This is a genomic window from Antrihabitans stalactiti (assembly GCF_012932915.1).
In the GTDB taxonomy this organism is placed as follows: Bacteria; Actinomycetota; Actinomycetes; order Mycobacteriales; family Mycobacteriaceae; genus Antrihabitans; species Antrihabitans stalactiti.
In genome coordinates, this window is the sequence record NZ_VCQU01000004.1 from 472,821 (window position 1) to 497,663 (window position 24,843).

The following is a 24,843-nucleotide window of genomic DNA, read 5'->3' on the forward strand; positions in this document are numbered from 1 at the left end:
ACTCGGCGACGTGGGGAAAGTCGACGGAACTGCACTCAGTGGCGTGCCCGAAACTGCTCTGTGGACGCTGCGCAACAGAGCCGTCGAGGCGGCTCGCTCCGATTCGACATACGACGATCCACAGGCAGTGGCGGTCTACGAGGCGATCGATTTCCCGTACGAGAAGTTCGGCAAGCACAGCCAGAATTTCGCGTTACGCGCTCTCACCTTCGATCGCGTCGTTCGCGACTTTCTCGAGCGGAATCCGACCGGCACTGTCGTCGCTCTCGGCGAGGGTCTGCAGACGAGTTTCTGGCGCATCAATCACCCTGCGATGCACTGGATCTCGGTCGACCTCCCGCCATTGGTGGCGCTGCGTGAAAAACTGCTTCCTGCCGATCCCAGGCTCACCCACGTCGCAGCGTCGGCACTGGACCGCTCGTGGATGCGTCACGCGCCCATCGGCTCGCCGGTCATGGTCACCGCCGAAGGTCTGTTCATGTACTTGCCGCCTGCAGACGTCCTCGCGCTCATCGCCGATATCGCCGCGAGATTCCCCGGCGGACAACTGCTCTTCGACAACATCTCCCAGGCGATCAGTGCCAAGTCGCTGGAGGGACGAGCGCCGGTGAAAGGCGCGGAGTACACGACCCCACCGATGCCGTTTCACCTGTCGATCGACGAGGCTAGGGCACTGCCGGAGCGGATCCCCGGGATCGCGTCGGTCGTCGACGTCGATGTCGCGCTCGGGCGCGGACTGTGGGGCGCCAAGGCGGTCCGGGCGTTGCTGAGCCTTCCGAGAATCCGCAACCGTAGACCCTCGATCACGCTGCTCGAGTTCGCTGCGGACTGAGCGCACGGAAAGAAGTTGTTGACATCGCAGCTCTTTTGGCTAATGTTATTAGCTATAAGGCTAGCAAGCATAGGAGACGACATGACCGAGTTCCTCGAGACCGCGGAAGGCACACTCGCCTACCAAGTCACCGGCGACGGACCGCTCGTGGTCTGTTCCCCGGGGATGGGCGACCTGCGCAGCACGTTCGACAACATCACCCCAGCGCTCGTCGAAGCCGGCTACCGAGTCGCAGCCATGGACATCCGCGGCCTCGGCGAGTCGAGCGCCGGTTGGCGTCGATACGGCGACAGCGCCACTGCCACAGACATATTGGCGCTCGCGAAGCACCTCAGCGACCGCCCCGCCATCCTGTTCGGCAACAGTTGCAGCGCCGGCGCTGCGGTGATCGCAGCACGTCAGGACCCCGCGGCCGTGGCTGCTCTTGTCCTCACCGGCCCGTTCGCGTTGACACGCTCGATCAGCCTCGTCGACAAGGCGACAGCCGCGGTCTTCGGCATTCCCGGGATCGGTCGAATGGGGTGGCTTGCCTACTGGCCGAAGTTCTTCGGCACCAAGCCTGCCGATTTCGAGGCTCGACGGCTCGAGTTGAAGCGCAACCTTGCCGAGTCGGGCCGGTTCGCAGCGGTCCACGCAATCTTCTACGAAGATCACTCGGAAGCCGACGACGCGCTCGTCGGCGTTCACCACCCAGCGCTGATCGTCATGGGCGACGCCGATCCCGATTTCGCAGATCCCGTCGACCAGGCCAAGCGCATCGCGGCGCGCCACCCCGGACCGAACCAGGTCGTCATCGTTCCGGGAGCCGGTCACTACCCGCACAGCGAGCGCGTCGATCTCGTCGCTCCCGCGGTAGTCGAATTCCTCAACTCACTGGACCGCACACCGTGCCCCGAGTAGGCCTCACGCCGACGCTGGTGGTCTCGGCAGCCGCAGACATCGCCGATCTGGACGGGCTCGACGCGCTGACCTTGGCGCGGCTGGCCGAACAGTTGGACGTTCGAGTGCCGTCGCTGTACAAGCACGTCAACGGCCTCGACGACTTGCGTCGCGAACTCGCTCTGGTCGGTGTCCGGGAGCTCACGGCAATCGTCAGCTCGGCAACCGTCGGCCGGTCGGGTACCGACGCACTACGCGCGCTGTGTGCCAGCTACCGAGACTATTCGCGCCGCTACCCGGGACGCTACGCCGCCATGCAACGCGCGCCCGACCACGACAATCCAGCCGACGACGAACTCCGCACTGCCGGTGCGGAATTGGTCGGTCTCTTTACCAAGGTGCTGCGCGGCTACAACTTCGGCGACGACGACGCGATCCACGCGACTCGAATATTGCGCAGCGCGCTACACGGATTCACCGCACTGGAGAACCTGGGTGGATTCGGCCTTCCCCAGTCGATCGACGACACCTTCGAGCACCTTCTCGACGTGCTCGTCTCCGGACTCACCGCGCTCGCCGAAGGGCACTGACCATGGACTGGCTATACCGATCGACATAGCCCATACTTGGTCTGTGACGAACACGCCGACCGCCCGCGAACGCCTCGTGGATGGCGCGCGCCAGGTGTTCAGCGAGCGCGGCATCGCCGGTACGTCGTTGTCGGACATCGTCGAACGCTCGGGAGCGCCTCGCGGCTCGATGTATCACTACTTTCCCGCGGGCAAGGAGCAACTGGCTGAGGAGTCGACAACGGCAGCCGGCCGCATGATGGCGTCGACAATCAGCGGTCTGTGCGCGACCAAAGGGCCGGCCGAAGCGCTCTCGGTGATCGTGAACTTCTTCAGAAAACAGCTCGTGAACAGCGAATACACTGCTGGCTGCCCGGTAGCGGCTGGAGCGCTCGAAGGTGGCGAAGCACCGAGTGCGGGCCACGCGGCGGGTGACGCGTTCGCTGCGTGGGAGCAGATCCTCGCGGCCGCACTCTGGCAGCACGGAATGCCGAAGGCCAAGGCCGAGGTTCTCGCAACGACCGCCGTAGCCGCAGTCGAAGGCGCCATCATCATTGCCCGCGCGCAGCGGAGCACCACTGCCCTGGATCGCGTCGAGAAAGCCCTTCTTGCCAGCGTTCTGACTGTCGAGTAAGTTCGGTCCAGACTTATACCGCTCGTCATAGCAGGGAGCCCACCAGTGACGACCGAAACCTCGCACACGACCGCATGCATCCTGTGTGAATGCAATTGCGGCATCAAGATCGAACTCGACGGTCGCCGCTTCAAGACGATCCGCGGCGACAAAGAGCACCCGGCATCGCAGGGCTACACGTGCGAGAAGGCAATGCGGCTCGATCACTACCAGAACGGCACGCACCGGCTGACGTCGCCGCTACGCCGACGGTCCGACGGTAGCTACGAAGAGATCGATTGGGACACAGCGATCTCCGAGATCGCCGCCCGCCTCGGCCAGATCCGCGACACCGTCGGCGGCGACAAGATCTTCTTCTACGGCGGCGCGGGCCAGGGCAACCACCTGGGGCGGGCTTACGGCGCAGCGTTGCAAGCGGCGATCGGTTCGAAGTACTACTCGAACGCCCTCGCGCAGGAGAAGACCGGCGAGATGTGGGTCGACGGAAAGCTCTACGGCGGCCATACGAAAGGCGATTTCGAGCACTCCGACGTCGTGGTGTTCGTCGGTAAGAACCCGTGGCAGAGCCACAGTTTCCCGCGCGCACGGCCTGTCCTGAAGGCGATGGCCGCGGACCCGAAACGCACGATGATCGTCATCGACCCACGCCGCACCGAGACCGCAGACCTCGCGGACATCCACCTCCAGGTCCGTCCGGGCACCGACGCGTGGTGCCTGGCAGCGATGGGAGCGGTCCTCGTTCAAGAAGACCTCGTCGATCACGCTTTCCTCGCCGAGCACGCGGTCGACACGGAGCCAGTCCTGGCCGCGCTCGCCCAGATTCCCGTCGCCGAGTACGCGCAGACCTGCGGAGTGTCCGAAGATCTGATCCGTGCGGCCGCCCGCGCCATCGGAAATGCCGAAACTGCCTGCACCTACGAGGATTTGGGCATCCAGCAGGCGCCACACAGCACGCTGTCGTCCTACCTCAACAAATTGCTCTGGATCCTGACCGGCAACTTCGGCAAGCCGGGCACGATGAGCCTGCACTCGTCGTTCGTGGCGATCGCGGGTGGTGGATCCGGCGGCGGTCCACGCAAGGCACCATCGCGGCTGGATTCTGTGATCGCGTCCGTCGGCGCGGTTGCGACGCGATTCGTAGCCGATGTTGTGACGGCCGGAATCGCCACGGCCGCAGAATATTCCGCTACCACCGGACTAGCCGATCGAGGCGCGGGCGCCCTGCTGTCGAAAGCACCGATCACCAAAGTCGCTGCAGGCGGCGGGGTCGGTGGCGGCGGTGGCAGAACGACGCCGGTCACCGGTGCCCGAATCATCGGCGGCCTGGTCCCGTGCAATTCGATCGCCGACGAGATCTTGACCGATCACCCCGACCGCTTCCGCGCGATGTGGATCGACAGCGTCAACCCGGCGCACTCGTTGGCCGAATCCACTCGATTCCGTGCGGCATTGGACGCGCTCGACCTGGTCGTCGTGATCGATGTCGCCTTCACCGAAACCGCTCGGCACGCCGACTACGTATTGCCCGCGAGCACGCAGTTCGAAAAATGCGAAGCGACGTTCTTCAATTTCGAGTTCCCACGCAACGTCTTCCAACTACGAGCCCCCGTGCTCGACCCGCTGCCAGGGACCCTCGCGGAACCGGAGATCTATGCCCGCGTGATTCGCGCGCTCGATGTGATTCCGGTAGCGACGATTTCACGCCTCCGTAAGGCGGCCCACGCAGGTCCCGATGCCTTCGCTCTGGCCTTCTTCGCCAGCGTTGCAGCGGACCCGTCGTTGATGAAACTCGCGTCGGCGGTGCTGTACGAGACTCTCGGCGAGACCCTGCCGCCCAAAATGCGCGGCGCCGCCGCGCTGTGGGGTGCCGCGCAACTGTGCGCGGCGGCGAATCCGGCCGGCGTGCGGCGCGCTGGATTCGGTGGCACGGGAACGCAACCCGGAACGAAACTGTTCGACGCAATCCTGAACTCGCGTTCCGGCGTGACGTTCACGGTGGACGACTGGTCGGATGCGTGGAGCTACGTGCGCGGACGCGAGCATCGCATCAAGGTCGCGATCCCCGAGCTGCTGACCGAACTGGCGAAGCTCGACGCTGAGCAGTCGTGGACGAGCGAGGAGTTCCCGTTCATCCTCGCCGCGGGCGAGCGTCGCGCGTTCACCGCCAACACGATCATCCGCGACTCGGGTTGGCGACGTCGCGATGCTGCAGGCGCACTTCGGATGAGCACCGCCGACGCCGAAAGCATGGGCTTCACTACCGGCTCGCGCGTTCGTGTGATCACCGAAGCCGGCGCTGCCGAGACGGTCGTCGAGGTCTCCGACACGCTCCGCGCGGGTCACATCACCCTTCCCAACGGACTCGGCGTCGACAACATCGGCACCGACGGAGGCGCCGTCGCCGTCGGTATCGCGCCCAACGAACTCACCTCCTCGAAGCACAAGGACCCCATCGCCGGCACCCCCTGGCACAAGCACGTCCCCGCCCGCGTGGAGGCGGTGCTGTAAACACTGTGCGTGAATTTCACCCCTGGAGGGGTGAGACGCGCGCACGGGTGACGAAACCATGACACCTGGGCCAGGATGTGCCGGAACGACATATCGTTGAACATCGTGCACATCCTCGTTGCCGACGACGACCCGGTGGTTCGGGAAGTCGTGCGCCGCTACCTGCAGCGTGACGGCATGACCGTCATCGAGGCAGTCGACGGACCGCAGGCGATGGCGGCGCTGGCGGGCTCGAATCGCGGCGGCACCCACATCGACCTTGCGGTCCTCGACGTGATGATGCCCGAACCGGACGGCATCGCGATCTGCGCTCGCATGCGGACCGAGTTCAAGAGCAACGTCCCGATCATCTTGCTCACCGCGCTCGGCGACGAGGACGACCGCGTGCTGGGCCTGCAGGCCGGGGCAGACGATTACGTCACGAAGCCGTTCAGCCCGCGCGAACTCGCGCTTCGCGTCGCCTCGGTGTTACGGCGGTCCAGTCAGCGACCGACCGCCGACAACCGCACGCTGCGCGACGGTGCCATCGAGGTCCGGGTCGATGCGCAAGCGGCGCTGATCAACGGCTCCCCCGTCGACCTGACGGCCCGCGAATTCGACTTGCTCGCCTTCTTTCTCGCGCATCCGCGCCGCGTCTACACCCGCGAGGAACTGCTAGAGCACGTGTGGGGATGGACCTTCGGTGACCTGTCGACGGTCACCGTGCACATCAAGCGCCTGCGCGCGAAGCTCGGCGACCACCACCGGATAGACACAGTGTGGGGTCGCGGATATGCCTGGGCCAGAACCGATCCCGATGGCGGCGGTGCAGATGCCGACTAACGTTCCTGGCATCGTCGCCTACGCGCTCGCGTTCTCCATCCCGGTCGTCCTGCTCGGAGCATTGATTCTGCGCCGCGCACGCACCATGTCGCTGACCGCGAGTATGGCTGTCCTGGTGCTGATTCCGACGATCGCGACGTTCGCCGGCGTCATCGGAATCAGCGGCATGATGTTCGACGATCAGCTGGAGCGGCTCGCAATCGTGCTCGTTGTCGTCGCGGCGGTGACGGTGCCTGCAGCGCTGATGCTCGGTCGCTATCAGGCACGGCGGACCGTGTGGGAGAAGGAGATTCGCGAACAGGAGCGTGCCGCCGAGAAGTCGCGGCGCGAACTCGTGGCGTGGGTCAGCCACGACCTACGGACCCCCCTCGCTGGAATTCGAGCGATGGCGGAGGCACTCTCGGACGGCGTCGTGAGCGAGCAAGCCGACGTCGAACGATATGCAAACCAGATCGTCGGGGAGACGAACCGGCTCAGTTCGATGGTCGACGACCTCTTCGAGATGTCGAAGATCAACGCCGGAACGCTCCGACTCGACATGGAACCCGTCGACCTGCACGAGCTCGTCGACGAGGTGCTGGCAGCCAGTCGGCCGACTGCCGAACGTTCCGAGGTCGCGTTGCACACGGAGCGACCGACGAAGCCCGTCGTCGTCTGCGGCAGCGACCGTGCGCTGGGACGCGTGCTTACCAATCTGGTGTCGAACGCGATCGCGCACACTCCCCCCGGCGGGCGAGTGGACATCTCGGTCGGCAGCGACGACGGTCAGGCATGGACCCGGGTCGACGACACCGGACCAGGCATCGCCGAGACCGACCTCCCACGTATTTTCGAGGTCGCCTACCGTGGCACCACCGCGCGCTCGCCCGTCGCCGCCGACGGTATTCCACCGGGCAGCGGGATGGGCCTGGCGATCGCCGCAGGGCTGATAGAGGCCCACCATGGTGCGATCACGGCCGTCAATCGCGACAAGGGCTGCCGCTTCGAGATTCGACTGCCCTTACTCGCTTCCTTGTGACAAAGCGGTTGCCGCACAACAGATTATTCGATAACGATGCGGTCTTGATGCGCAAGAGTACGCTCGGCTTCGGCACCAATCGCGACCGCAGCGCTGCGGGTAAGGTGGTCTCTCGATGGCCCTGATTGCACCGATCGACGCTTCTTTCTTGCTGATGGAAACACGCGAACAGCCGATGCACGTCGGTGGCCTGCAGATATTCCAACTGCCTGACGGCGCAGGGCCCGATTACGTCGGCGATCTGTACCGCCGCCTCCTCACCTACGACACTCTGCGCGGGCTGTATCGGCGTCGACCGAGCATGCCGAGCAACATCCTCGGCGACCTGTGGTGGAAGGACGAACGCGACAAAGACGTCGACTTGGAGTACCACGTCAGATTGTCTGCGCTCCCGAAGCCGGGACGCGTCCGCGAGCTACTGGAGTTGGTTTCCCGCCTGCACGGAACCTTGCTCGACCGGCATCGACCGTTGTGGGAGTTTCATCTCATCGAGGGTCTGGAAGACAACCGTTTCGCCACGTACGGCAAGGTGCACCACGCGCTCGTCGACGGCATTCGCGGGACGCAAGAGTCGGCAGGCCAGTACTCGCCGGATCCGGCCGCCGAGCTACCGCCGATGTGGGCGCCGCGTGACAAACCCGCCTCCGCACGCACAAAGGCCGAGTCCAGCACCGAACGGCGCGCCCCGTGGCGGGCGGCGGCGGAGTTGGTCGGCGACGTCGCTGGCGTGGCACCGACATTGATGAAGGTGTTCACCGACAGCATTTCCAAGGACTCGGCTGCGGTCGCGTTCACCGCACCTAAGACGATGCTCAACGTGTCGTTGACCGGTGCTCGCCGCTTCGCCGCGCAATCCTGGCCGATCGATCGAATCAAGAAGGTGGCCAAGGCAAACGGCGCGACCATCAACGACGTCGTGCTTGCGATGTGTTCGGGTGCGCTGCGCCGATATCTCGTCGCGAACGACGCGCTGCCGACCAAGTCGCTCATTGCCGCCGTGCCCGTTGCACTGCCGGTGGCCGACACCAGCCGCGAGGGCGGCAACGCCGTGACGATGGTGCTGTCCCGCCTTGCCACCGAGATCGCAGATCCGCTCGAGCGGCTGACCGCTATCCGAGCGTCGATGCTGACGGCGAAAGAATCCATGGCGGGCCGTTCGACGCTGCAGATCAATGCGGTCGGCATGGCGACGACTATCGTTCCAACGGGCCTCAACCTGATCCCCGGCTACGTCGCGTACGGACGCACGCCCTACAACCTGGTCATCTCCAACGTCCCGGGACCGCGAGAACCGTTGTACTGGAATGGCGCTCGGCTGCTCGGCTGGTACCCGGTGTCGGTCCCGACCGAAGGCCTGGCACTGAACATGACGGTGCTGAGCTACGCCGACAACATGGAATTCGGCCTGACCGGCTGCCGCCGCAGCGTGCCACATCTGCAACACCTTCTCGACTACCTCGAAGACAGCCTCGCCGAATTGGAGCAGTGAACACACGTGGACCCTCTCGTCGAATTAGAGCAAGGCCAAATCAGGGGAACAACGACGGCAGGCGTGACTGCCTTCCTGGGCATTCCCTACGCCTCCGCACCCGCAGGCCCCGCCATGTTCCAGGCGCCCGGACCCGCACCGAGGTGGGACGGCGTCCGCGATGCGACTGCCTTCGGACCGACCGCACCCCAGCCGCCGTACAACAAGCCCCTGGACGACATTCTCGAGAACCCCCGGCTGGACGGCGAGGAGTTCCTCAACGTCAACGTCTGGACCCCGGACCCTGGGAGTGCGGGGCTGCCGGTCATGGTCTGGATCCACGGCGGCGCGTTCCGCAACGGCTCGAACGCGGTATCGACCTATGACGGCGCGAACTTCGCTCGTGACGGCGTCGTCCTCGTCAGCATCAACTACCGACTCGGCGCGCCTGGCTTTGCTGTGCTCGACGACGCCCCACACAACCGCGGACTACTCGACCAACTCGCCGCATTGCGCTGGGTGCAAGACAACGTCGCGTCCTTCGGCGGCGACCCGGGCCGCGTGACGATCTTCGGCGAGTCGGCAGGCGCGATGAGCGTTGCGACGTTGCTGGGCTCGCCCGCGGCGAAAGGCCTCTTCCAGCGAGCAATCATGCAGAGCGGCAACGGATCCATCGTCGCCGACCTGGCGGACGGACGACTGGTCGCGCGCGATCTTGCGGCTCGCCTCGGCATCGACGCCACGTCGACCGACTTCGGCGCGCTCAGCTCTGCTGCGGTCATCGACGCGCAGAACGCGCTGTACCTCGACTTGGCCGCCAACCCCGACCCCGCGCGGTATGGCGCGACGACCATCAAGAACGGTCTCGGGTTGATGCCACTGATCCCCGTTGTCGACGGTGACATCGTCCCGCACTATCCGATCGACGCGATAGCTGCCGGATTCGCCTCCGACATACCGCTCCTCCTCGGTACGACCACCGAGGAAATGCGATTGTTCCTCGCTCCCACCGGGATTACCGCCGGCCTCCCTGCGGAGATGCTGCCCCTGATGGTCCCGCGGTTCGGCGGCGATCCGACGTTCATCGATACCTACACGGGCAATCGTCCCGGCGCCACACCTGGTGACGTACTCGCAGCCATCGGCACCGACTCCGCTTTCCGCGTCCCGACGGCGAGATTCGCGGATGGTCACCACGCATCCGGTGGCGAAACCTACGTATACGAATTTGCTTGGCGCACAGAACATCTGAACATGGGCGCCTGCCACGCGATGGAGCTACCGTTCGTCTTCGACACCCTCGCCAGCGGCGGCGCGCAGCGAATGACCGCATCCGCACCTGCACAGGACGTCGCCGACGCCATGCACAGCGCCTGGGTGAGTTTCGCGCACGGCAAGGACCCCGGCTGGGCCCGATACGACGCCGACTCGCGACCCGTGATGACCTTCGATCAACCCGAGTCGCGAGTCGTCAATGCGCCACGCGACGACGAGCGGGCGCTGTGGGGTTGACCGGCGCTAGCGCTGAATCGACTTGACCTCCAAGAACTCCGACAAACCGTGCGGACCGAGTTCGCGACCGTTGCCGGACTGCTTGTAGCCACCGAACGGCGCGAGCGGGTTGAAAGCCGCGCCGTTGATGTCGACTTGACCGGTCCGTAGCCGACGGGCGACGCGCTCGGCCTTCGAGCGGTCCGCGGACCAGACTCCGCCGGCAAGTCCGTACGGGGTGCCGTTGGCGATGGCGACAGCGTCGTCTTCGTCGTCGAACGGGATGATCGACATGACCGGGCCGAAGATCTCTTCCTGCGCAATCGTGGAGTCCGGCGCGGCATTCGAGAAGACCGTCGGCCGGACGAACCAGCCGCGCTCGACACCTTCGACCGGTTCGACGCCGCCGGTCAACAACGTGGCGCCCTCGTCGATGCCTCTGCGGATGTAGCCGAGCACGCGGTCACGATGCGCCGACGTGACCATCGGACCGATGTTGGTCGCCAGATCGAACGGGTCGCCCGTCACTGCGGCCTCGGCGACCGCCGTGGCGATTGCTTCGACCATCGGCAACTGCTCGCGCGGCACGAGCAACCGCGTCAAGGCCGAACAGGTTTGGCCGGAGTTGATGAAGCATTTCGAGAAGGCGTCGATGATCGCGACCTGCCAGTCGTCGGCATCGAGAATGACGTTGGCCGACTTGCCACCCAGCTCGAGCGACACGCGTTTGACCGTCTGCGCGCCTAGTTCTGCAACGCGGCGACCGGCACGCGTCGACCCGGTGATCGACACCATGTCGACGCCGGGGTGCGCGGCGATGGCCTCGCCGACCACCGGACCGGTGCCGTTGACCAGGTTGAAAACCCCTGCGGGGAGCCCGATCTCGTGGATGATCTCGGCCAGAATCAGCGACGACAGCGGCGCGACCTCGGTCGGCTTGACCACGATCGAACACCCTGCCGCCAGCGCAGGCGCGACCTTCGCGCACACCTGGTGGAGCGGATAGTTCCACGGCGTGATGGCGCCGACGACGCCGATCGGCTCTCGCACGATCAGCGAGTTGGCGATCTCCTCTTCCCACGGGAATTCGGTGACCAGTTTGGCCATGGACCCGAACGACCACGCAGGTAGTCCGGCCTGCAGCAGCCGCGAGGCGGCGATCGGCGTGCCCATCTCCGAGGTCACCAATGCCGCAATCTCGTCGCCGCGTTCGGCCAGTTTGGCGTAGATCGCGTAGAGCACTTCGGCGCGTGTAGCGATATCGGTTTTCGACCAGACGTCGAATCCGGAGCGTGCTGCTTGGACGGCTCGGTCGACGTCGTCGGCATTGCCGAGGGCGACCTTGGCGATGACCTCCTCGGTCGTGGGGTTGATGACGTCGTGCGTCTCGGTACCGGCCGGGTCGACCCACTGGCCGCCGATGTAGAACTTGTCGCGCACCTGAACGGGCGTTGCTGTTGCAGTCATCGTCGTTTCCTCTCAGGCCTGCGCCGAGGCGAGTGGCTTGTCGGCGGACGCGGCGATCGCTTCCGCGGTTCGGTGGGCGAGCGCCATGATCGACAGCATCGGGTTTGTCCCACTCGGTGACGGGAATGCGCTCCCATCGCCAATCCAGACACCAGGTGTGTCGTGCAGTTCGCCGAACGGTCCGGCGACGCTGGTCTGCGGGTCGGTACCCATTCGACAGGTACCCATCTGATGCGCCGAGAACATGCGATGACCGCCCGCGCGGAACGGAATCGCCTGCAGCCGAGCAACATACGCGTCGAGGTCGTCGCCCCAGCGCCATCGTGGCAACCCAGGCGACAGCGCGCGCATCTCGATTGCACCTGCTGCACGATGCACCTGCGCCAGCACACCGATGCCCGCCTGGAGGTTCGCGACATCCAGCGGGTCGCTGACCGGGTAACTCGCGACTGCTTCACCATTCGCGTCGATGGTCACGCGGCCGTGGCCATGATCGCGAACCAACGCAAGCAACCAGGTCATGTTCGATGCCTGACTCATCAGGGCTTTGTGTTCGGCGGGTGAGCTGAACGGCAAGAACGCTGCCGAGGCCGCCGTCGTGTAATGCGCGGTTTCCAGCAGGAAGCCGTAGCCGTTGCCGGGGTTGGCGAACTGGTCGACCAAGCCGCTGTGCGCGGGACCCCACCAGCCCTGCTGCTCCTCCGCATACACCCCGCACAGTGCCGTAACCGGATGCAGCCGTAGGTAATTGCCAACCGCGGGACCGCCGATACCCGACCGCAAGAGCAGCGCGGGCGACTCCAACGATCCACCAGCAACCACGACGCGCGGCGCACGGACGGTGACCTTGCTGCTCGCGCCGCTCGCCGGATCAGAATAGGTTGCCTCGACGCCTGCAGCGCGGCCGTTTTCGACGATGACGCGCGACGCTCTGGTGCGGACGAGGATGTCCGCACCCGCGTCGAAGGCGTCCTGCAGGTAGCTCTTCATCGTGCCCTGCTTGGAGCCGGTCTGATCGCCGAAGCCGATGTAAGCGGCGGTCACCGGGTCGTACTTCGAGGCATCCGAGTTCCGGGTGATCTTCTGGAACGACCAACCGAGTTTCTCGGCAGCTTCCTTCAGGCGAAGGGTCGGCGAGTTGTAGTCCGAGGTGTCGCCATTGACCGAAATGCGTTGCGAGACAGCATCCAGGTGCCGATCGAACTCGGCAGTGTCGACCCCTTCGAGCCCGAACTCCCGCGCCCACTCTTCGCGGACCCAAGGCTTGGTCCGCAGGCTGGTCATCCAGTTGATGGTCGTGCCGCCGCCGAGCGTCGCACCCGCTTGCAGCGAAATGTTGAAATCGGCGCTCGCCACCGGACCGCCACGCCAGTACAGATTCTGATACGCCCACAGTTCGAGCTGGTTGAAGTCGCTCTCGTCGAAATAACCCGCGGCCTCCAGCACGACCACCTTCATGCCCGCCTGGGCAAGCTTCCCCGCGATCGTTCCGCCCCCAGCGCCCGACCCGACGATCACGACATCGGCTTCCAGCACCTGATCTTCGCTGGGAACCAACGGCTTGATCGGCTTCGCGGCCGGCTGCGGCAGACTCACCGGACCGGGGTAGCCGAGCCGGACCCAGTTGGGGTTCTTGCCGGTGTTCGGATCGGGCAGACCGTAACTCAAGAACGTCGTCAGCTGAATCAGCGCGCCAACTCCGACCGTCGCTTCCGGACCGAGCAACGCGGTGCGCGACAGTAGTACCTCACGCGATTGTTGTGAGGCCCCTACGATGCCTTGCGCGCCGATGACGTCGACGAGCCCGAGCAGCCCTTCTCGAAGCTCGGGCGGCATCCCTTCGAGTAGTCCGACGATCGCGATATCGACTCCGAGGTCGCTCGCTTTCCGGGCCCAGAATCCGTCTGCGTCTTCGGCGTGTTCGATTGCGGGAACGATGGTGTCGCAGATTGCGCGCAACGCGTCTTGGCGTTCGGTGGTCATCCATTCGGTCATTGAGCGAACGTTACCTGCGTCACACTTACGCGGGTAGTGCCAATAAATACACCGTCGATTGCTCGTATCATTTCCCCATGACAACGACCGCGGGAGCGCTCACCCCTCGCCCTCCTGGGCGGCCCGCGTCGGCCAGCAAGGCAGAGGTCCTTGCAGTCGCGACGAAGCTCTTCCTGCAGGGTGAGCGCCTCGACGTGCAGGCGATTGCAACGGAATTGGGCGTCAGTCGCGCGACGATCTATCGCTGGTACGGGTCTCGCGAAGGTCTGCTCGGCACCGTGCTCGCGAGCGAATTCGAGCGCAGAATCGAGTCCGCCGATGCTGCTTGCGATGCTCGCGGAGCAACCCGCCTTCTGATCGTCATCGAGCGCGTCGTCCGCGAGATCGCCGAACACCATGCGATGCAACGCTATTTCGAAAACGAGCCGACCTCAGCCTTCCGGATTCTCACGTCGAGCGGCGGCATCGTCCAGCCACGCGCGGTCTCGACAATCGAGAAGTTGCTCGATCGCGTCATCGACGAAGACGGCTACCGCCCCTCGATCGAGCGCTCGACCCTGGCGTACACACTGGTGCGATTGGGCGAAGCGTTCCTCTACAACGACGCCGCCGCGGGGTTGCGCGGCGACATCGACCGGGCGGCGGAAGTACTCGTCGCCCTACTGCGAACCGACTGACGGCCTCAGCCTTCGAACCACCGCCGCGGGTTTCCAACCAACATCGCCTCGATATCGGCGTCGCTGACACCGCGCTCCAGCAATGTAGGCACGACATCGCGCAGCACGTGGAAGTACGTCCAGTTCGGTAGCAGCGCAAGCATTTCCGGCGCCGCCCAGTCGATGTGGCAGGACGCGTCCTGCGACAGCACCATGCTGGCCGCGTACCCGCGACGGCACATCTCGACCACGATGTCGATGCGTTGCTCGAACGGCAGGATGATGTCGATACCGAAGCGGTCCATGCCGAGCAGGTAACCGGCCTCGGCCAACTCCGCGAGGTGATCGGCGTCGGTACTGTCGCCGGAATGCGCCAGTTGAACGCGCGACGAATCGACGCCTTCGCTCTCCAGCACCCGCCGAACCTCGAGACCCGTCTTCGACCCTGGGTGCGTGTGGACCATGATCGGCGTGCCCGTCTCGCGGTTGGTCTGCGCAACCGCCCGCATCACCCGCTCCACACCTGCGGTCAGACCTTTGTCGTCGATCGCGCATTTGAGCAAAGCCGCCTTGACACCGGTGCCCTGGATGCCTTCGCGAATGTCGCGAACGAACAGCCCCGTCATCGGGTCGGGATCGCCCAACCGATATTCGAAGTAGTGCGGCGCATCGGTGTAGGTGTAGATCCCGGTCGCGACGAGAATGTTGAGCTCCGGGACCTGATCGGCGATCCCTTTGATACGCGGCAGGTATCGGCCGAGCCCATCGACGGTGGGATCGACGATCGTGCTGATGCCGGTCGCGGCGAGGGCGTGCAAACGCTCGACCGCATCCGCGACCCTCGCTTGCTCGTCCCAGTCCGTATTCCAGTTCGCTTGACTGTCCGGAGTCAGCACGAACACGTGCTCGTGCATCAGCGTCTTACCCAGGGTGTCCGTGGCCACCGGGCCACGGACCGTCTCGACTGTTGACGTCGTTGTCATTGTGGGAATCTCAGCCGAGGTTGATGACGTCGAGTTCGCCTTCTGCGTACTTCGCTCGCAGCACCTTCTTGTCGAACTTGCCGACGCTGGTCTTCGGTACCTCACCGATGAACGACCAGCGCTCCGGCAGCTGCCATTTCGCAACCTTGTCAGCGAGGAACTCGCGCAGCGCCTCGGCGTCGACGTCGGCGCCCTCGCGGAGCACCGCTGCGACCAGCGGCCGCTCGTCCCACTTCTCGTCGGGAACGCCGAAAACCGCGGCTTCCGCGATCGCGGGATGTGCCATGACCGCATTCTCGAGGTCGACGGACGAAATCCACTCGCCACCGGATTTGATGACGTCCTTGGAACGGTCGACCAGCGTCAGGAACCCGTTCGGCGAGATCTTGCCGACGTCACCCGTCTTCAACCAACCGTCGTGGAACTTGCCGGGATCGATGTCGGATCCATCCGGTGAGTAGTACGAACCGGTGATCCACGGTCCGCGAACCTCCAACTCGCCCAACGTCTCTCCGTCGTTCGGCGCCACGGAGCCGTCGTCGGCGATCAACCGCGCTTGCACACTGGCAGGGAAGCGGCCCTGCGTGATGCGGTACTCCCACGCCTGCTCGTCGGTCACGTGCGCGGGCGGGTGCGCGACGCTGCCGAGCGGCGACGTTTCTGTCATGCCCCACGCATGCAGGATGCGCACGCCGTGCTTCTCCTGGAATGCCTTCATCATCGACGGCGGCACAGCGGAACCACCCACGATGACGTCGCGCAGGTGTGTGATGTCCTGCGGCTTCGCCTCGAGCGCGGCAAGAACGCCGGTCCAGATCGTGGGCACCGCGCCTGCGAACGTCGGCTTCTCGGTCGCCATCATCTGCAGCAACGGGTCCGGCTGCAGGAAGCGGTCCGGCATCAGCAGGTCCGCACCGGCCATCAGCGCCGCGTACGGCAGACCCCACGCGTTCGCATGGAACATCGGAACGATCGCCAGGATGTTGTCCTGGCTGTTGAGGCCCATCGCCATCGGTGAGCACACCTGCATCGCATGCAGCCAGCACGAGCGGTGCGAGTACACGACACCCTTCGGGTCACCCGTCGTCCCCGACGTGTAACACATTGCGGCGGCTGACTTTTCGTCGATCACCGGGAAGTCGAACGAGTCGGACTGCGAGGCGAGCAGTTCGTCGTAGGAATGCACGGTCACGCCGGCGGGCGCTTCGAGCGCCGACGCATCGCCGTTGGCGACGATCACGTGCTGGACGGTCTTCAACGACGGCAGGTATTTGCCGAACAGCGGGATCAAGGTGGCATCGACGACGACAACCTTGTCCTCCGCATGGTTGGCCACGAAGATCAACTGCTCCGGGAACAGCCGGATGTTGAGCGCATGCAGCACCGCACCCATCGCGGGGACCGCGTTGTACGCGACGAGATGCTCGTTGTTGTTCCACATGAACGTCGCGACGCGGTCGCCTTCGCCGATGCCGAAGCCGCGCAAGGCATTTGCGAGCTGCGCGGCCTGGCGGCCGAGTTCCCCGTAGGTCAGGACCCGAGTACCGGCACCCGTCCAGGTCGCGACCTTGGCTTCGGATTGGAAGGTGCTCGCGTACCGGAGCAACGTCGCCAATGACAGCGGCTCGTCCTGCATGGTGCTCAACATGTTCGGCGTTTCTCCTCTGTAGCGGTCATGCGGCCGGGATCAAGACTATTGCCAGGATCACATCGGCGGCAATGGTACGTTCCGCCCTGACTGTTTCAAATAGGAATGTGAGAAACCGTGCCACTCGACCCGAGCTACCGGCCCATTCTCGACACACTCGAGGCCAGCGGCGTCCTTCCGTTGAGCCAATGGACAGCGCCCCAGGCGCGCGAGGTCTATCGGCAGGTCTCCTTCGGCCGGCGCGGTCCGGATTTCATCGCTGAACAGGTCGACAAGGTCGAAAATCGTGTGGTGCCAGGTCCGGGCGGTGACATCCCGGTCCGGGTGTACACGCCCGCCGACGATCGCGGCCGCGTCCTCACCTTTGTCCACGGCGGCGGCTGGGTAATCGGCGACATCGACACCCACGATCCACAGTGCAGGCGCATCGCGAATGCGGTCGGCGCGGTGGTTGTCTCGGTCGACTATCGACGCGCGCCGGAACATCCGTATCCGGCGCCGCTCGACGACGTCATGGCCGCACTGGCCTGGACCGCCGCCAACTATCCCGACCGGCCGCTGGTGGTCGGTGGTGACAGTGCCGGCGGAAACCTCTCAGCCGCAGCGGCTTTGCGAGCCCGCGACGAAGGTCCAGTGCTCGCCGCCCAGCTGCTGATCTATCCGGCAGTCGATCCCAGTTCCTCCATGCCATCGGTCGTGGCGAACGGCAGCGGCTACTTCCTGACCGGCGAAGACCTCGTGTGGTTCATCGACCAGTACCTGCCGGACCCGAGCATGCGCACCGAGCCGACTGCGGACCTCATCAACGCCGACCTCGCGGGTCTGCCGCCGACGGTGATAGCTACGGCCGAATTCGACCCCCTGCGCGACGAAGGTGACGCCTACGCCAATCGACTCCGGGAGTGCGGCGTCGAGGTCCGGCACTTTCCTGGACCAGGACAGATCCACGGATTCTTCGCCTTCGCCCCTGGCGTTCCCTCCGCGGCCGCGCTACGCGAAGACATGCTTGCCGCACTCTCGGACCTGCTCGACCCCTCGTGAGTCTTTTAGGAGTCCAGGGACTCCTAAAAGACTCACGAGGGTTGGGCTGAGTAGCCTGGGCGAGTGAGTGAGGCGGAGAGTTTTCGGAGCTACGGTGGCGTGCCTGTTGCCCATCGTCGCGACGAACGACGGGCCCGCTTCATCGAAGCAGCACTGACCGTTTTCGCAGCCCAGGGCTATGCGCACAGCACGGTCGCCGATGTCTGCGCAGCTGCTGGACTCTCGAAGCGGCAGTTCTACGAGCAGTTCGCCAACGCCGAGGAATTGTTGCTCGCCACCTACGACAAGATTCAGGCCGACGCCCGAGCGACCGTGCAGCAGGCGCTGGCGGAGCTGCAGACCGAAGACATCCGACAGGTCGTCGCGACGGCGATCACCGCATTCCTGACCTATATCGAATCGGACAGCCGCCGGGCGCGGGTTTCGTTCGTGGAGATCGTCGGCGTGAGCGAGCGGGTCGAACAACATCGTCTCGACGACCGCAAGCATTGGTCGTTGCTGATCAAGGTTGCCGCGGAGGCCACGATCGGTCCGAATGCGGAGCCGCCGAGCGGATACTCGCTGACCGCAACAGCGTTCATCGGCTCGCTGTACGCCGTCGTCCACGAGTGGAGTCTCACCGAACCGCGCCCACCGGTTGCCGACCTCGTCGAGCTTCTGACCAGAGTCCTGATTGCCCTCATTGCACCTACTGCGGGCTAGCATGCGAGCCATGGAGGACCGGCCGATGACGCCCGCTCCGTTTGTGGCGACGGCAAGTCGGGTGCTGCTCGAGGAAATCGACAACCTCACGGACGAGATTGCCCGTGAGGTTGTACGGCGTGAACCCGCCTACGGCAACTTGAGCCCTGCTGCGCAACAAGACATTCGAAATGTCAGCCGGGACAATATGATCGCCATCCTCGGCGCGCTGAGCGGCGAACCCGCGTCCGGCGACGCAATCGCGCGTGCCACGGGAAAGCTGCGCGCCGAACAAGGTGTGCCGCTGCCAGCGGTGTTGCGTGCGTTCCGCATCGGGACGACCGTCGTCTGGGATCGGCTCATACTCGCAGCCGACAACCCCGCAGACAGCCGCGATCTACTGCTGACGGCGTCGGACATCTGGAACGTTGTCGACGACTTCTCCCAGGGCATCACTGCTGCATATCAGGAAACGACGACGGAACAGATGCGCCGCGACGCGCATGCCCGCGACGCGGCATTGGACGTTCTGCTGTCCGGACGCATCGTCGATGGCCCGGAGCTGTGGGAAAGCGCGAACGTCCTGCGGCTTCCGCACCATGCAACCTATTGCGTCGTCGTAGCCATGTCGGGAACGCCTGCAGGAGAGACTCTTCCCGGCGTCAGTGACAGCCTCGCGACGGTGGGGGTGCGGTCGGCGTGGCGCGTCGAGCTGGACAGTCAGGTCGGCGTCGTCGCACTCACTCCGCGGTTCGACGTTGAGCGCCTCGCGGCGTGCGCAGCCGAACGGACGTTGGGCCGAGTCGGCGTTAGCGTGCCCTACGACAACCTGGAAGAAACGGCGGCAGCGCGTCGCCAAGCGCAATTAGCTTGCGCTGCAGGTAAACCCGGGAGCCGTGAAGTCGTGCAGTACGACAAAGCGCCTGTCGCGATTCTGCTCGCGGGCGCCCCGGAGGTCTCGGGCAGCCTCATCGCGTCTGTGCTCGGACCCATCTTGGCGCTGCCCGAGCACGAACGCGACATTCTGCTCGAGACGATGCGGACCTGGTTCGCCTCCGGCGGCGACCCCTCCGCCACGGCGGCTGCGCTGTACTGCCATCGCAACACGGTCCGCCAGCGGCTCAATCGAGTCGCTCAGCTGACCGGGCACGATCTCACGTCGCCTACCGCGGCGATCGAGGTCTACCTAGCCCTCGAGGCCCACCGCATCGCCCCCTGACTCGTGAGTCTTTTTGGAGTCCCTGGACTCCTAAAAGACTCACGAGCGGTTAGCGGGCGCCGATGGGGAGGCCGATGATGGCGGCGAGTGCGTTGCCGAGCACGTCACCCCAACCGGGGAGGAACTCGGGCGCGCCTGCGATGGTCCCGACATCCTTGATGTGGCAACCAGGTTCGACGGGAACGCCGTTGAGTCGGTCGCGCAGCCACAGCAGCGCACTCGGCGCCATGAGCGGTTCCAACGAGATGTGTTCGCTGAAGTGATCACGGGTGTAGGTGACGTTGGCTGCCGGATCCTTGCAATATGTGTCGACCAGCGCGTTGACCTGGCCGATCGGGATCAGGTAGTCGGGATTCGCGTTGTACATGTACATCGGCACCGTCGGCACGGACTGGCCCATCTTCGTCTTCCCGAGAACCTCCTGCACCTGCGGCTGCGCGACGGGGTCGCCGGGCCCGGTGTAGAGCATTTCCAATCGCAAGAAGGGCATCAGTGCCGTTTGGTACGAAACGCACAATGGGTTCTTCGCTGCAAGCAACAGCTGACCGGCCGGATTCAGATTCTTCTGAAAGAAGTCCGCAAGCTCCGGGTATTCGCGAGAGACGCCGATAGCGGCGGCGAGGATGAGCCCGAACCCGACGTTGCCGTTCGCGAGCCGCAGCACGGCTTCCAAGTCGGCAGGGATGCCGCCTTCGGAGACACCGACGATGTTCAATTCGGGGGCGTAGCTCGCGTGCAGTTCAGCCGAGTGACCGGTCGCGATCGCGCCACCGGAGTACCCCATCAAGCCAACCCGAGTATCGGTTCCCGGCAGTCCCAGCGGTGCGAACTGCTCCGCGGCCCGGATGCCGTCGAGCGTGATGCGTGCGTGCAACGGTCCGGCGGCGTACGCAGAATTCGGACCTTGGTAGTCCGGGATGATCACGGCATAACCCATGTGCAGGAGCGTCTGCGCATTGAGCAGACCTTCGAGCATCGGATTCACCGAGCCGGTCAGGTTGCCCGGAATCGACGCCAGCTGAAGCGAATACGACGGCGCGCAGTACTGACCGAGGGAATCCTCTGCGATCTGGACCGAGACCAGTTTGCGCGGACCGCCATCTTGCGTTCCGCCGCGAGGCTTGATGACCGTCGCGACCGCAGGCACCGGCTCACCGCGGGTATTGGTCGACCGATAGGACAACTGCCAGGCATCGACGTTGAGTGGCAGCAGCGAGAAGTTCGCCAGGTTCACCTGCCGCGCGGCGATGATCTCGCCGGGCGCCTTCGGATCCAGGATGTCCGCCGACGGCAGATAGAAGCCATGGTCGAACTCGGGCGGACTCGGCGGAATCGGGAACGGCAGCGGCGGCTGCACCGGGACCGGATCGGCATTGGCCGACCCGGCGAAGAGAACGGACGCTACGAGCCCCAGGGAAGTGACCAGCAGTCGGCGTCGTCGCCGCAATCCTGGGCTTGTCATCGTTCGTCCTCCATTGATCGGCGAATTGGCAACCATTCAATAGTGGGCGACATGGTACCGACGGACTATGGGCGAACGCTTTCTCTGTGACGTCGAAAAATGTGCGCTTGCACACTCGCGAGAGGGTTTCGCATCGAGAGTGCGGTTGTTCATGCCGAATCGGCCAAAATTGCCTGAACAACTGCACTCTCGGCGTATCACGGCAGCGCTATCGGTAGCTGCACTCCGTCGTGAACCCGGCAGTCGGCGCACGTGTCGTCGCCGGCGACTGCCGCAATCGCCGTCCGGACCAGCGCCTTGAAGGGTCCGATATTGCGTGCGAATTCGGCGAATACGTCGACGGCGCGCACTCCCCCACCAGCTTCGACGCCGGCATCGAGATCGGTCACCAAGGCGATCGCGGCGTAACACATCTCCAATTCCCGAGCCAGGACCGCCTCGGGATGGCCGGTCATGTTCACGAGCTGCCAGCCTTGCGCGGCGAACCACTGGCTCTCCGCGCGAGTGGAGAATCGAGGACCCTCCACAACGACCATGGTCCCGCCGTCACCCACTCCCTCCTGCACGGCCGCTGCGCGCAACTCGGCGCAATACGGATCGGCGAACGACACATGGACACCGCCGCCATCGAAGTACGTCTGCTCGCGGCCGGACGTGCGGTCCACGAGTTGGTCGGGAACCACGACCGCGCCCGGACCGAGTTGCGGGGTCAGGCTGCCGACCGCGCACGGGCCGAACACGCGGCGCACACCGACGGACCGCAAGGCCCACATGTTCGCTCGATAGGGCACGGTGTGCGGCGAGAATTGATGCTGCGCACCGTGTCTGGGCAAGAAGGCGACGGTCCGCTCGCCGACCGTACCGATGGTCACCGGACCGCTCGGCGCGCCGTACGGCGTCTCCACGGCGACATCGACTGCACCGTCGTCGAAGAAATCGTAGAAACCGCTGCCGCCGATCACGGCCAGCGTCGGACGAGGATACGCGGGAGCTGCCATGGAGCCACCCTATTGGGCAGCCCTGGCTTTGCGTGCGCGGTAGGCGGCGACATTCGCTTTGTTGCCACAGTTCCCGATATCGCAAAACAGCCGAGACCTGTTGCGAGACAGGTCGATCAGTACGGCGTCGCAATCGGGTGCCGCGCAGAACTTCAGCCGGTCGAGGTCGCCGACGCGAATCACGTCGGCAAAAGCCATTGCCGCTTCGGCGCCCATCCGGTCGACCAATGGGTCAGCGGACTCGGTGACGTGCAGGTGCCAATCCCAGGTGCCGTGCCGAGTCAGCCACGGCCGCGCATTGGTCCTTCGCAGCAGATCGTTGACGACCTCGACGGCGGCCTCCGCGTCGGCTGCCTCCCACACCGAGCGCAGCAATGGGCGCAGCGACCGCACCGCCTCCAACTCCGCGTCGGTCCGCTCCCGCAAGCCAGTCCATTCGAACTCGACGAAAAATTCATCGAGACCTGCGACGTCGACCAGGCGTTCTCGACCCCGCGCCGACGTGTTGACCAGCGCAGTCGCGGAACGCAACGCAAAGTCGGTGTCATGAGCGAAATACAACTTTACTCCTGACTGCCTTGACCCGTAGTGTCACTAGCGTAACCCGATAACGCTCATGACAGGGGGCTTCCGTGCGTCGATCAGGCATTTGGCTGACCGTCTTGTCGGCGCTGGCCTTCAGCTGGTCCGGGCCGTTCGCCAAGGCGTTGATGGACTCCGGCTGGTCACCCGGCGGAGTCGTCTTCGCCCGGCTCGCGGGTGCTGCGCTCGTCGCCTTCGCCGTCGCTGCGGCGGTCGATGCTCGGGCATTGCGTGTCGCACCACGGCAGGTCCGCTCGTCGGCGCTGTACGGAATCGTGGCAATCGCGACCGTGCAGGCCACCTTCTTCCTCGCGATCCAAAGTCTGTCCGTCGGCGTCACGTTGATGATCCAGTTCCTCGCGCCGATCGTTGTGATCGGCTGGGAGTGGCTGGTCCGCGATATTCGACCCAGCACACTCACGATCCTGGGCGCGGTCCTCGCCCTCGCCGGAGCGGTCCTGGTCATCGATGTCTTCGGGGCCACCGAGGTGAGCATCGAAGGCATCGCCTGGGCAGCGCTGTCGATGCTCGGCAATGCGTGCTTCTTCCTGATGTCGACTCGGAGCGCTGGTTCGCCATCGCCGGTTGTGACGATGGCGTACGGCATGGTCTTCGCGGCGCTCGCGGTCGGCGCTCTCGGCGTCACCGGCCTGTTCACCATGACGTTCGCGACCGATCCGGCGGTCCTCGCCAGCCACGATCTGCCCTGGATATTGCCGCTCGTGCTGCTGATCACGATCAGTACGGTCGTCGCCTACCTGTGCGGAATCGCCGGCGTCGGCCTGATCGGCGCGACCCTCACCTCGCTCGTGCTGCTCACCGAAGTGCTGTTCGGTGTCATCTCGTCATGGCTGCTGCTCGGTCAGACGATCTCGGTAATCCAGCTACTCGGCGGCTCGTGCATCGTCGGCGGCGTCGCAATCGCCAGACTCGGCGGCGCGGGCGCTGCCGAACCGTTCATCGAGACGGTTGAGCCAACCGACGAAGCGCATACTCCGTCACCTCGATCAACGCCTCCTTCGCCGATTCGCGCGACCTAGCGTCGATGCTGATGATCGGGACGTCCGCGGAAATCGCGAGTGCGCGCCGAACGTCTTCGTGGTCGTGGCGCGGTGCACCATCGAACTCGTTGATGGCGATCAAGAACGGCAATTCCCGCGCCTCGAAGAAGTCGATCGGCGCGAACGAATCGTCGAGCCGCTGAGTATCGATCAGCACGACCGCGCCGATCGCGCCACGCACGATGTCGTCCCACATGAACCAGAAACGGCTCTGCCCCGGCGTCCCGAACAAGTACAGGACCAGATCGTCGGACAGGCTGATGCGGCCGAAGTCCATCGCCACCGTCGTCGTCGACTTGTTCGGCGTCGAGGACAGATCGTCGAAGGATTCGCTGACGTTGGTCACGAGGGCTTCGGTTCGCAGCGGAACGATCTCGGACACCGCGCCGACCAACGTGGTCTTGCCGACGCCGAACCCTCCTGCGATCACAATCTTCGCCGAGGTCACTCGGTCAGATGTTGCGAAGTCCACTGAGAACCCTTTCGATCAGCTCGCGGCGCTCGACATCGGTCGAATCGTCCCGCAATGTTGCGAGCACCTTCACGTGCCCGCTCGCAACCAGGTCGGCGACAAGTACCCGAGCCACACCCAACGGAATCACCGCGCGGGCCGCAATCTCGGCCACAGACGGCGATTCGCCGCACAGTGCGAGGATGGCTGCCTCGACATCGCTCAGCTCCCAATGCTTGTTTCGCGCTCCCGGTAGCGCCTGGACCAGCGCCTCCAATGCCAGCTCCACGGCGGGCTGCGTTCGGCCGGACGTCAACGAGTACGGCCGCACCAAACTTGGCCGATTCACCGGAACATCATGCTCGTGACTGTCCATCC

Annotated in this window: 23 protein-coding genes; 14 read left to right on the forward strand and 9 right to left on the reverse strand. The window is 64.8% G+C overall.

Annotation, left to right across the window (positions count from 1 at the left end):
• Positions 1-10: 10 nt before the first annotated feature.
• The 9 genes from FGL95_RS14575 (at position 11) to FGL95_RS14615 (ending at position 10,242) form a co-directional block, all read left to right on the forward strand.
• Complete coding sequence (locus FGL95_RS14575) at positions 11-832, forward strand: class I SAM-dependent methyltransferase (protein WP_169587920.1); 822 nt, start codon at positions 11-13, stop codon at positions 830-832.
• An 81-nt stretch (positions 833-913) separates the two neighbouring features.
• Entirely contained in the window at positions 914-1,732 is an 819-nt protein-coding gene (locus FGL95_RS14580) for an alpha/beta fold hydrolase (protein WP_169587923.1), read from the forward strand.
• Positions 1,720-2,301, forward strand: coding sequence for a WHG domain-containing protein (locus FGL95_RS14585; protein WP_169587925.1), 582 nt, complete (start codon positions 1,720-1,722; stop codon positions 2,299-2,301). The genes FGL95_RS14580 and FGL95_RS14585 overlap by 13 nt, the downstream gene beginning before the upstream one ends.
• Positions 2,302-2,344: 43 nt before the next feature.
• A complete protein-coding gene (locus FGL95_RS14590) occupies positions 2,345-2,914 on the forward strand; it encodes a TetR/AcrR family transcriptional regulator (protein ID WP_338079861.1) in 570 nt (189 codons plus the stop codon).
• A gap of 45 nt (positions 2,915-2,959) precedes the next feature.
• Complete coding sequence (locus FGL95_RS14595) at positions 2,960-5,422, forward strand: molybdopterin-dependent oxidoreductase (RefSeq protein WP_169587927.1); 2,463 nt, start codon at positions 2,960-2,962, stop codon at positions 5,420-5,422.
• Positions 5,423-5,524: 102 nt separating this feature from the next.
• Entirely contained in the window at positions 5,525-6,244 is a 720-nt protein-coding gene (locus FGL95_RS14600; protein WP_169588238.1) for a response regulator, read from the forward strand.
• Positions 6,234-7,262, forward strand: coding sequence for a sensor histidine kinase (locus tag FGL95_RS14605; RefSeq protein WP_169587929.1), 1,029 nt, complete (start codon positions 6,234-6,236; stop codon positions 7,260-7,262). Before FGL95_RS14600 ends, FGL95_RS14605 begins: the two co-directional genes overlap by 11 nt.
• 115 nt (positions 7,263-7,377) lie before the next feature.
• Positions 7,378-8,751, forward strand: a complete 1,374-nt coding sequence (locus FGL95_RS14610) for a WS/DGAT/MGAT family O-acyltransferase (RefSeq protein ID WP_169587931.1) — start codon at positions 7,378-7,380, stop codon at positions 8,749-8,751.
• Between the two features lie 6 nt (positions 8,752-8,757).
• Positions 8,758-10,242: a carboxylesterase family protein gene (locus tag FGL95_RS14615; RefSeq protein WP_169587933.1), complete on the forward strand. Its 1,485-nt coding sequence runs from the start codon at positions 8,758-8,760 to the stop codon at positions 10,240-10,242.
• A 6-nt stretch (positions 10,243-10,248) separates the two neighbouring features.
• Here FGL95_RS14615 and FGL95_RS14620 read toward each other — a convergent pair whose 3' ends face one another.
• Together FGL95_RS14620 and FGL95_RS14625 are read right to left on the reverse strand one after the other, a co-directional pair.
• Positions 10,249-11,688: an aldehyde dehydrogenase family protein gene (locus FGL95_RS14620; protein ID WP_169587935.1), complete on the reverse strand. Its 1,440-nt coding sequence runs from the start codon at positions 11,686-11,688 to the stop codon at positions 10,249-10,251.
• Between the two features lie 12 nt (positions 11,689-11,700).
• Complete coding sequence (locus FGL95_RS14625) at positions 11,701-13,683, reverse strand: FAD-dependent oxidoreductase (RefSeq protein WP_169587937.1); 1,983 nt, start codon at positions 13,681-13,683, stop codon at positions 11,701-11,703.
• A 77-nt stretch (positions 13,684-13,760) separates the two neighbouring features.
• Here FGL95_RS14625 and FGL95_RS14630 point away from each other — a divergent pair, with 77 nt between their 5' ends.
• Entirely contained in the window at positions 13,761-14,360 is a 600-nt protein-coding gene (locus FGL95_RS14630) for a TetR/AcrR family transcriptional regulator (RefSeq protein WP_169587939.1), read from the forward strand.
• 5 nt (positions 14,361-14,365) lie between these two features.
• Here FGL95_RS14630 and FGL95_RS14635 read toward each other — a convergent pair whose 3' ends face one another.
• Positions 14,366-15,322, reverse strand: a complete 957-nt coding sequence (locus tag FGL95_RS14635) for a phosphotriesterase family protein (protein WP_169587941.1) — start codon at positions 15,320-15,322, stop codon at positions 14,366-14,368.
• Positions 15,323-15,332: 10 nt separating this feature from the next.
• Positions 15,333-16,970: a long-chain fatty acid--CoA ligase gene (locus FGL95_RS14640; protein ID WP_169587943.1), complete on the reverse strand. Its 1,638-nt coding sequence runs from the start codon at positions 16,968-16,970 to the stop codon at positions 15,333-15,335.
• A 117-nt stretch (positions 16,971-17,087) separates the two neighbouring features.
• Between FGL95_RS14640 and FGL95_RS14645 the strand changes: the two genes are divergently transcribed.
• From FGL95_RS14645 to FGL95_RS14655, 3 genes are all read left to right on the forward strand, one after another.
• Positions 17,088-18,011: an alpha/beta hydrolase fold domain-containing protein gene (locus FGL95_RS14645; RefSeq protein WP_169587945.1), complete on the forward strand. Its 924-nt coding sequence runs from the start codon at positions 17,088-17,090 to the stop codon at positions 18,009-18,011.
• A gap of 63 nt (positions 18,012-18,074) precedes the next feature.
• The gene (locus FGL95_RS14650; RefSeq protein ID WP_169587947.1) at positions 18,075-18,713 is read left to right on the forward strand and encodes a TetR family transcriptional regulator; all 639 of its coding nucleotides are present in this window, start codon (positions 18,075-18,077) and stop codon (positions 18,711-18,713) included.
• A gap of 10 nt (positions 18,714-18,723) precedes the next feature.
• On the forward strand, positions 18,724-19,911 hold the full coding sequence (locus tag FGL95_RS14655; protein WP_169587949.1) for a PucR family transcriptional regulator: 1,188 nt from the start codon (positions 18,724-18,726) through the stop codon (positions 19,909-19,911).
• 49 nt (positions 19,912-19,960) lie between these two features.
• On the opposite strand, the gene FGL95_RS14660 is transcribed toward FGL95_RS14655, so the two are convergent.
• The 3 genes from FGL95_RS14660 to FGL95_RS14670 form a co-directional block, all read right to left on the reverse strand.
• Positions 19,961-21,373: a lipase family protein gene (locus FGL95_RS14660; protein WP_169587951.1), complete on the reverse strand. Its 1,413-nt coding sequence runs from the start codon at positions 21,371-21,373 to the stop codon at positions 19,961-19,963.
• Positions 21,374-21,570: 197 nt separating this feature from the next.
• Positions 21,571-22,371, reverse strand: a complete 801-nt coding sequence (locus FGL95_RS14665; RefSeq protein WP_169587953.1) for an S-methyl-5'-thioadenosine phosphorylase — start codon at positions 22,369-22,371, stop codon at positions 21,571-21,573.
• A 9-nt stretch (positions 22,372-22,380) separates the two neighbouring features.
• On the reverse strand, positions 22,381-22,932 hold the full coding sequence (locus tag FGL95_RS14670) for a CGNR zinc finger domain-containing protein (protein WP_169587955.1): 552 nt from the start codon (positions 22,930-22,932) through the stop codon (positions 22,381-22,383).
• Between the two features lie 71 nt (positions 22,933-23,003).
• Here FGL95_RS14670 and FGL95_RS14675 point away from each other — a divergent pair, with 71 nt between their 5' ends.
• On the forward strand, positions 23,004-23,993 hold the full coding sequence (locus tag FGL95_RS14675; RefSeq protein WP_169587957.1) for an EamA family transporter: 990 nt from the start codon (positions 23,004-23,006) through the stop codon (positions 23,991-23,993).
• On the opposite strand, the gene FGL95_RS14680 is transcribed toward FGL95_RS14675, so the two are convergent.
• Positions 23,911-24,462: an ATP/GTP-binding protein gene (locus tag FGL95_RS14680; RefSeq protein WP_169587959.1), complete on the reverse strand. Its 552-nt coding sequence runs from the start codon at positions 24,460-24,462 to the stop codon at positions 23,911-23,913. The genes FGL95_RS14675 and FGL95_RS14680 overlap by 83 nt on opposite strands.
• A 4-nt stretch (positions 24,463-24,466) precedes the next feature.
• Positions 24,467-24,841 carry a DUF742 domain-containing protein gene (locus FGL95_RS14685; protein ID WP_169587964.1) on the reverse strand — a complete coding sequence of 125 codons (375 nt, stop codon included), beginning with the start codon at positions 24,839-24,841 and terminating at the stop codon, positions 24,467-24,469.
• Between the last annotated feature and the right edge of the window lie 2 nt (positions 24,842-24,843).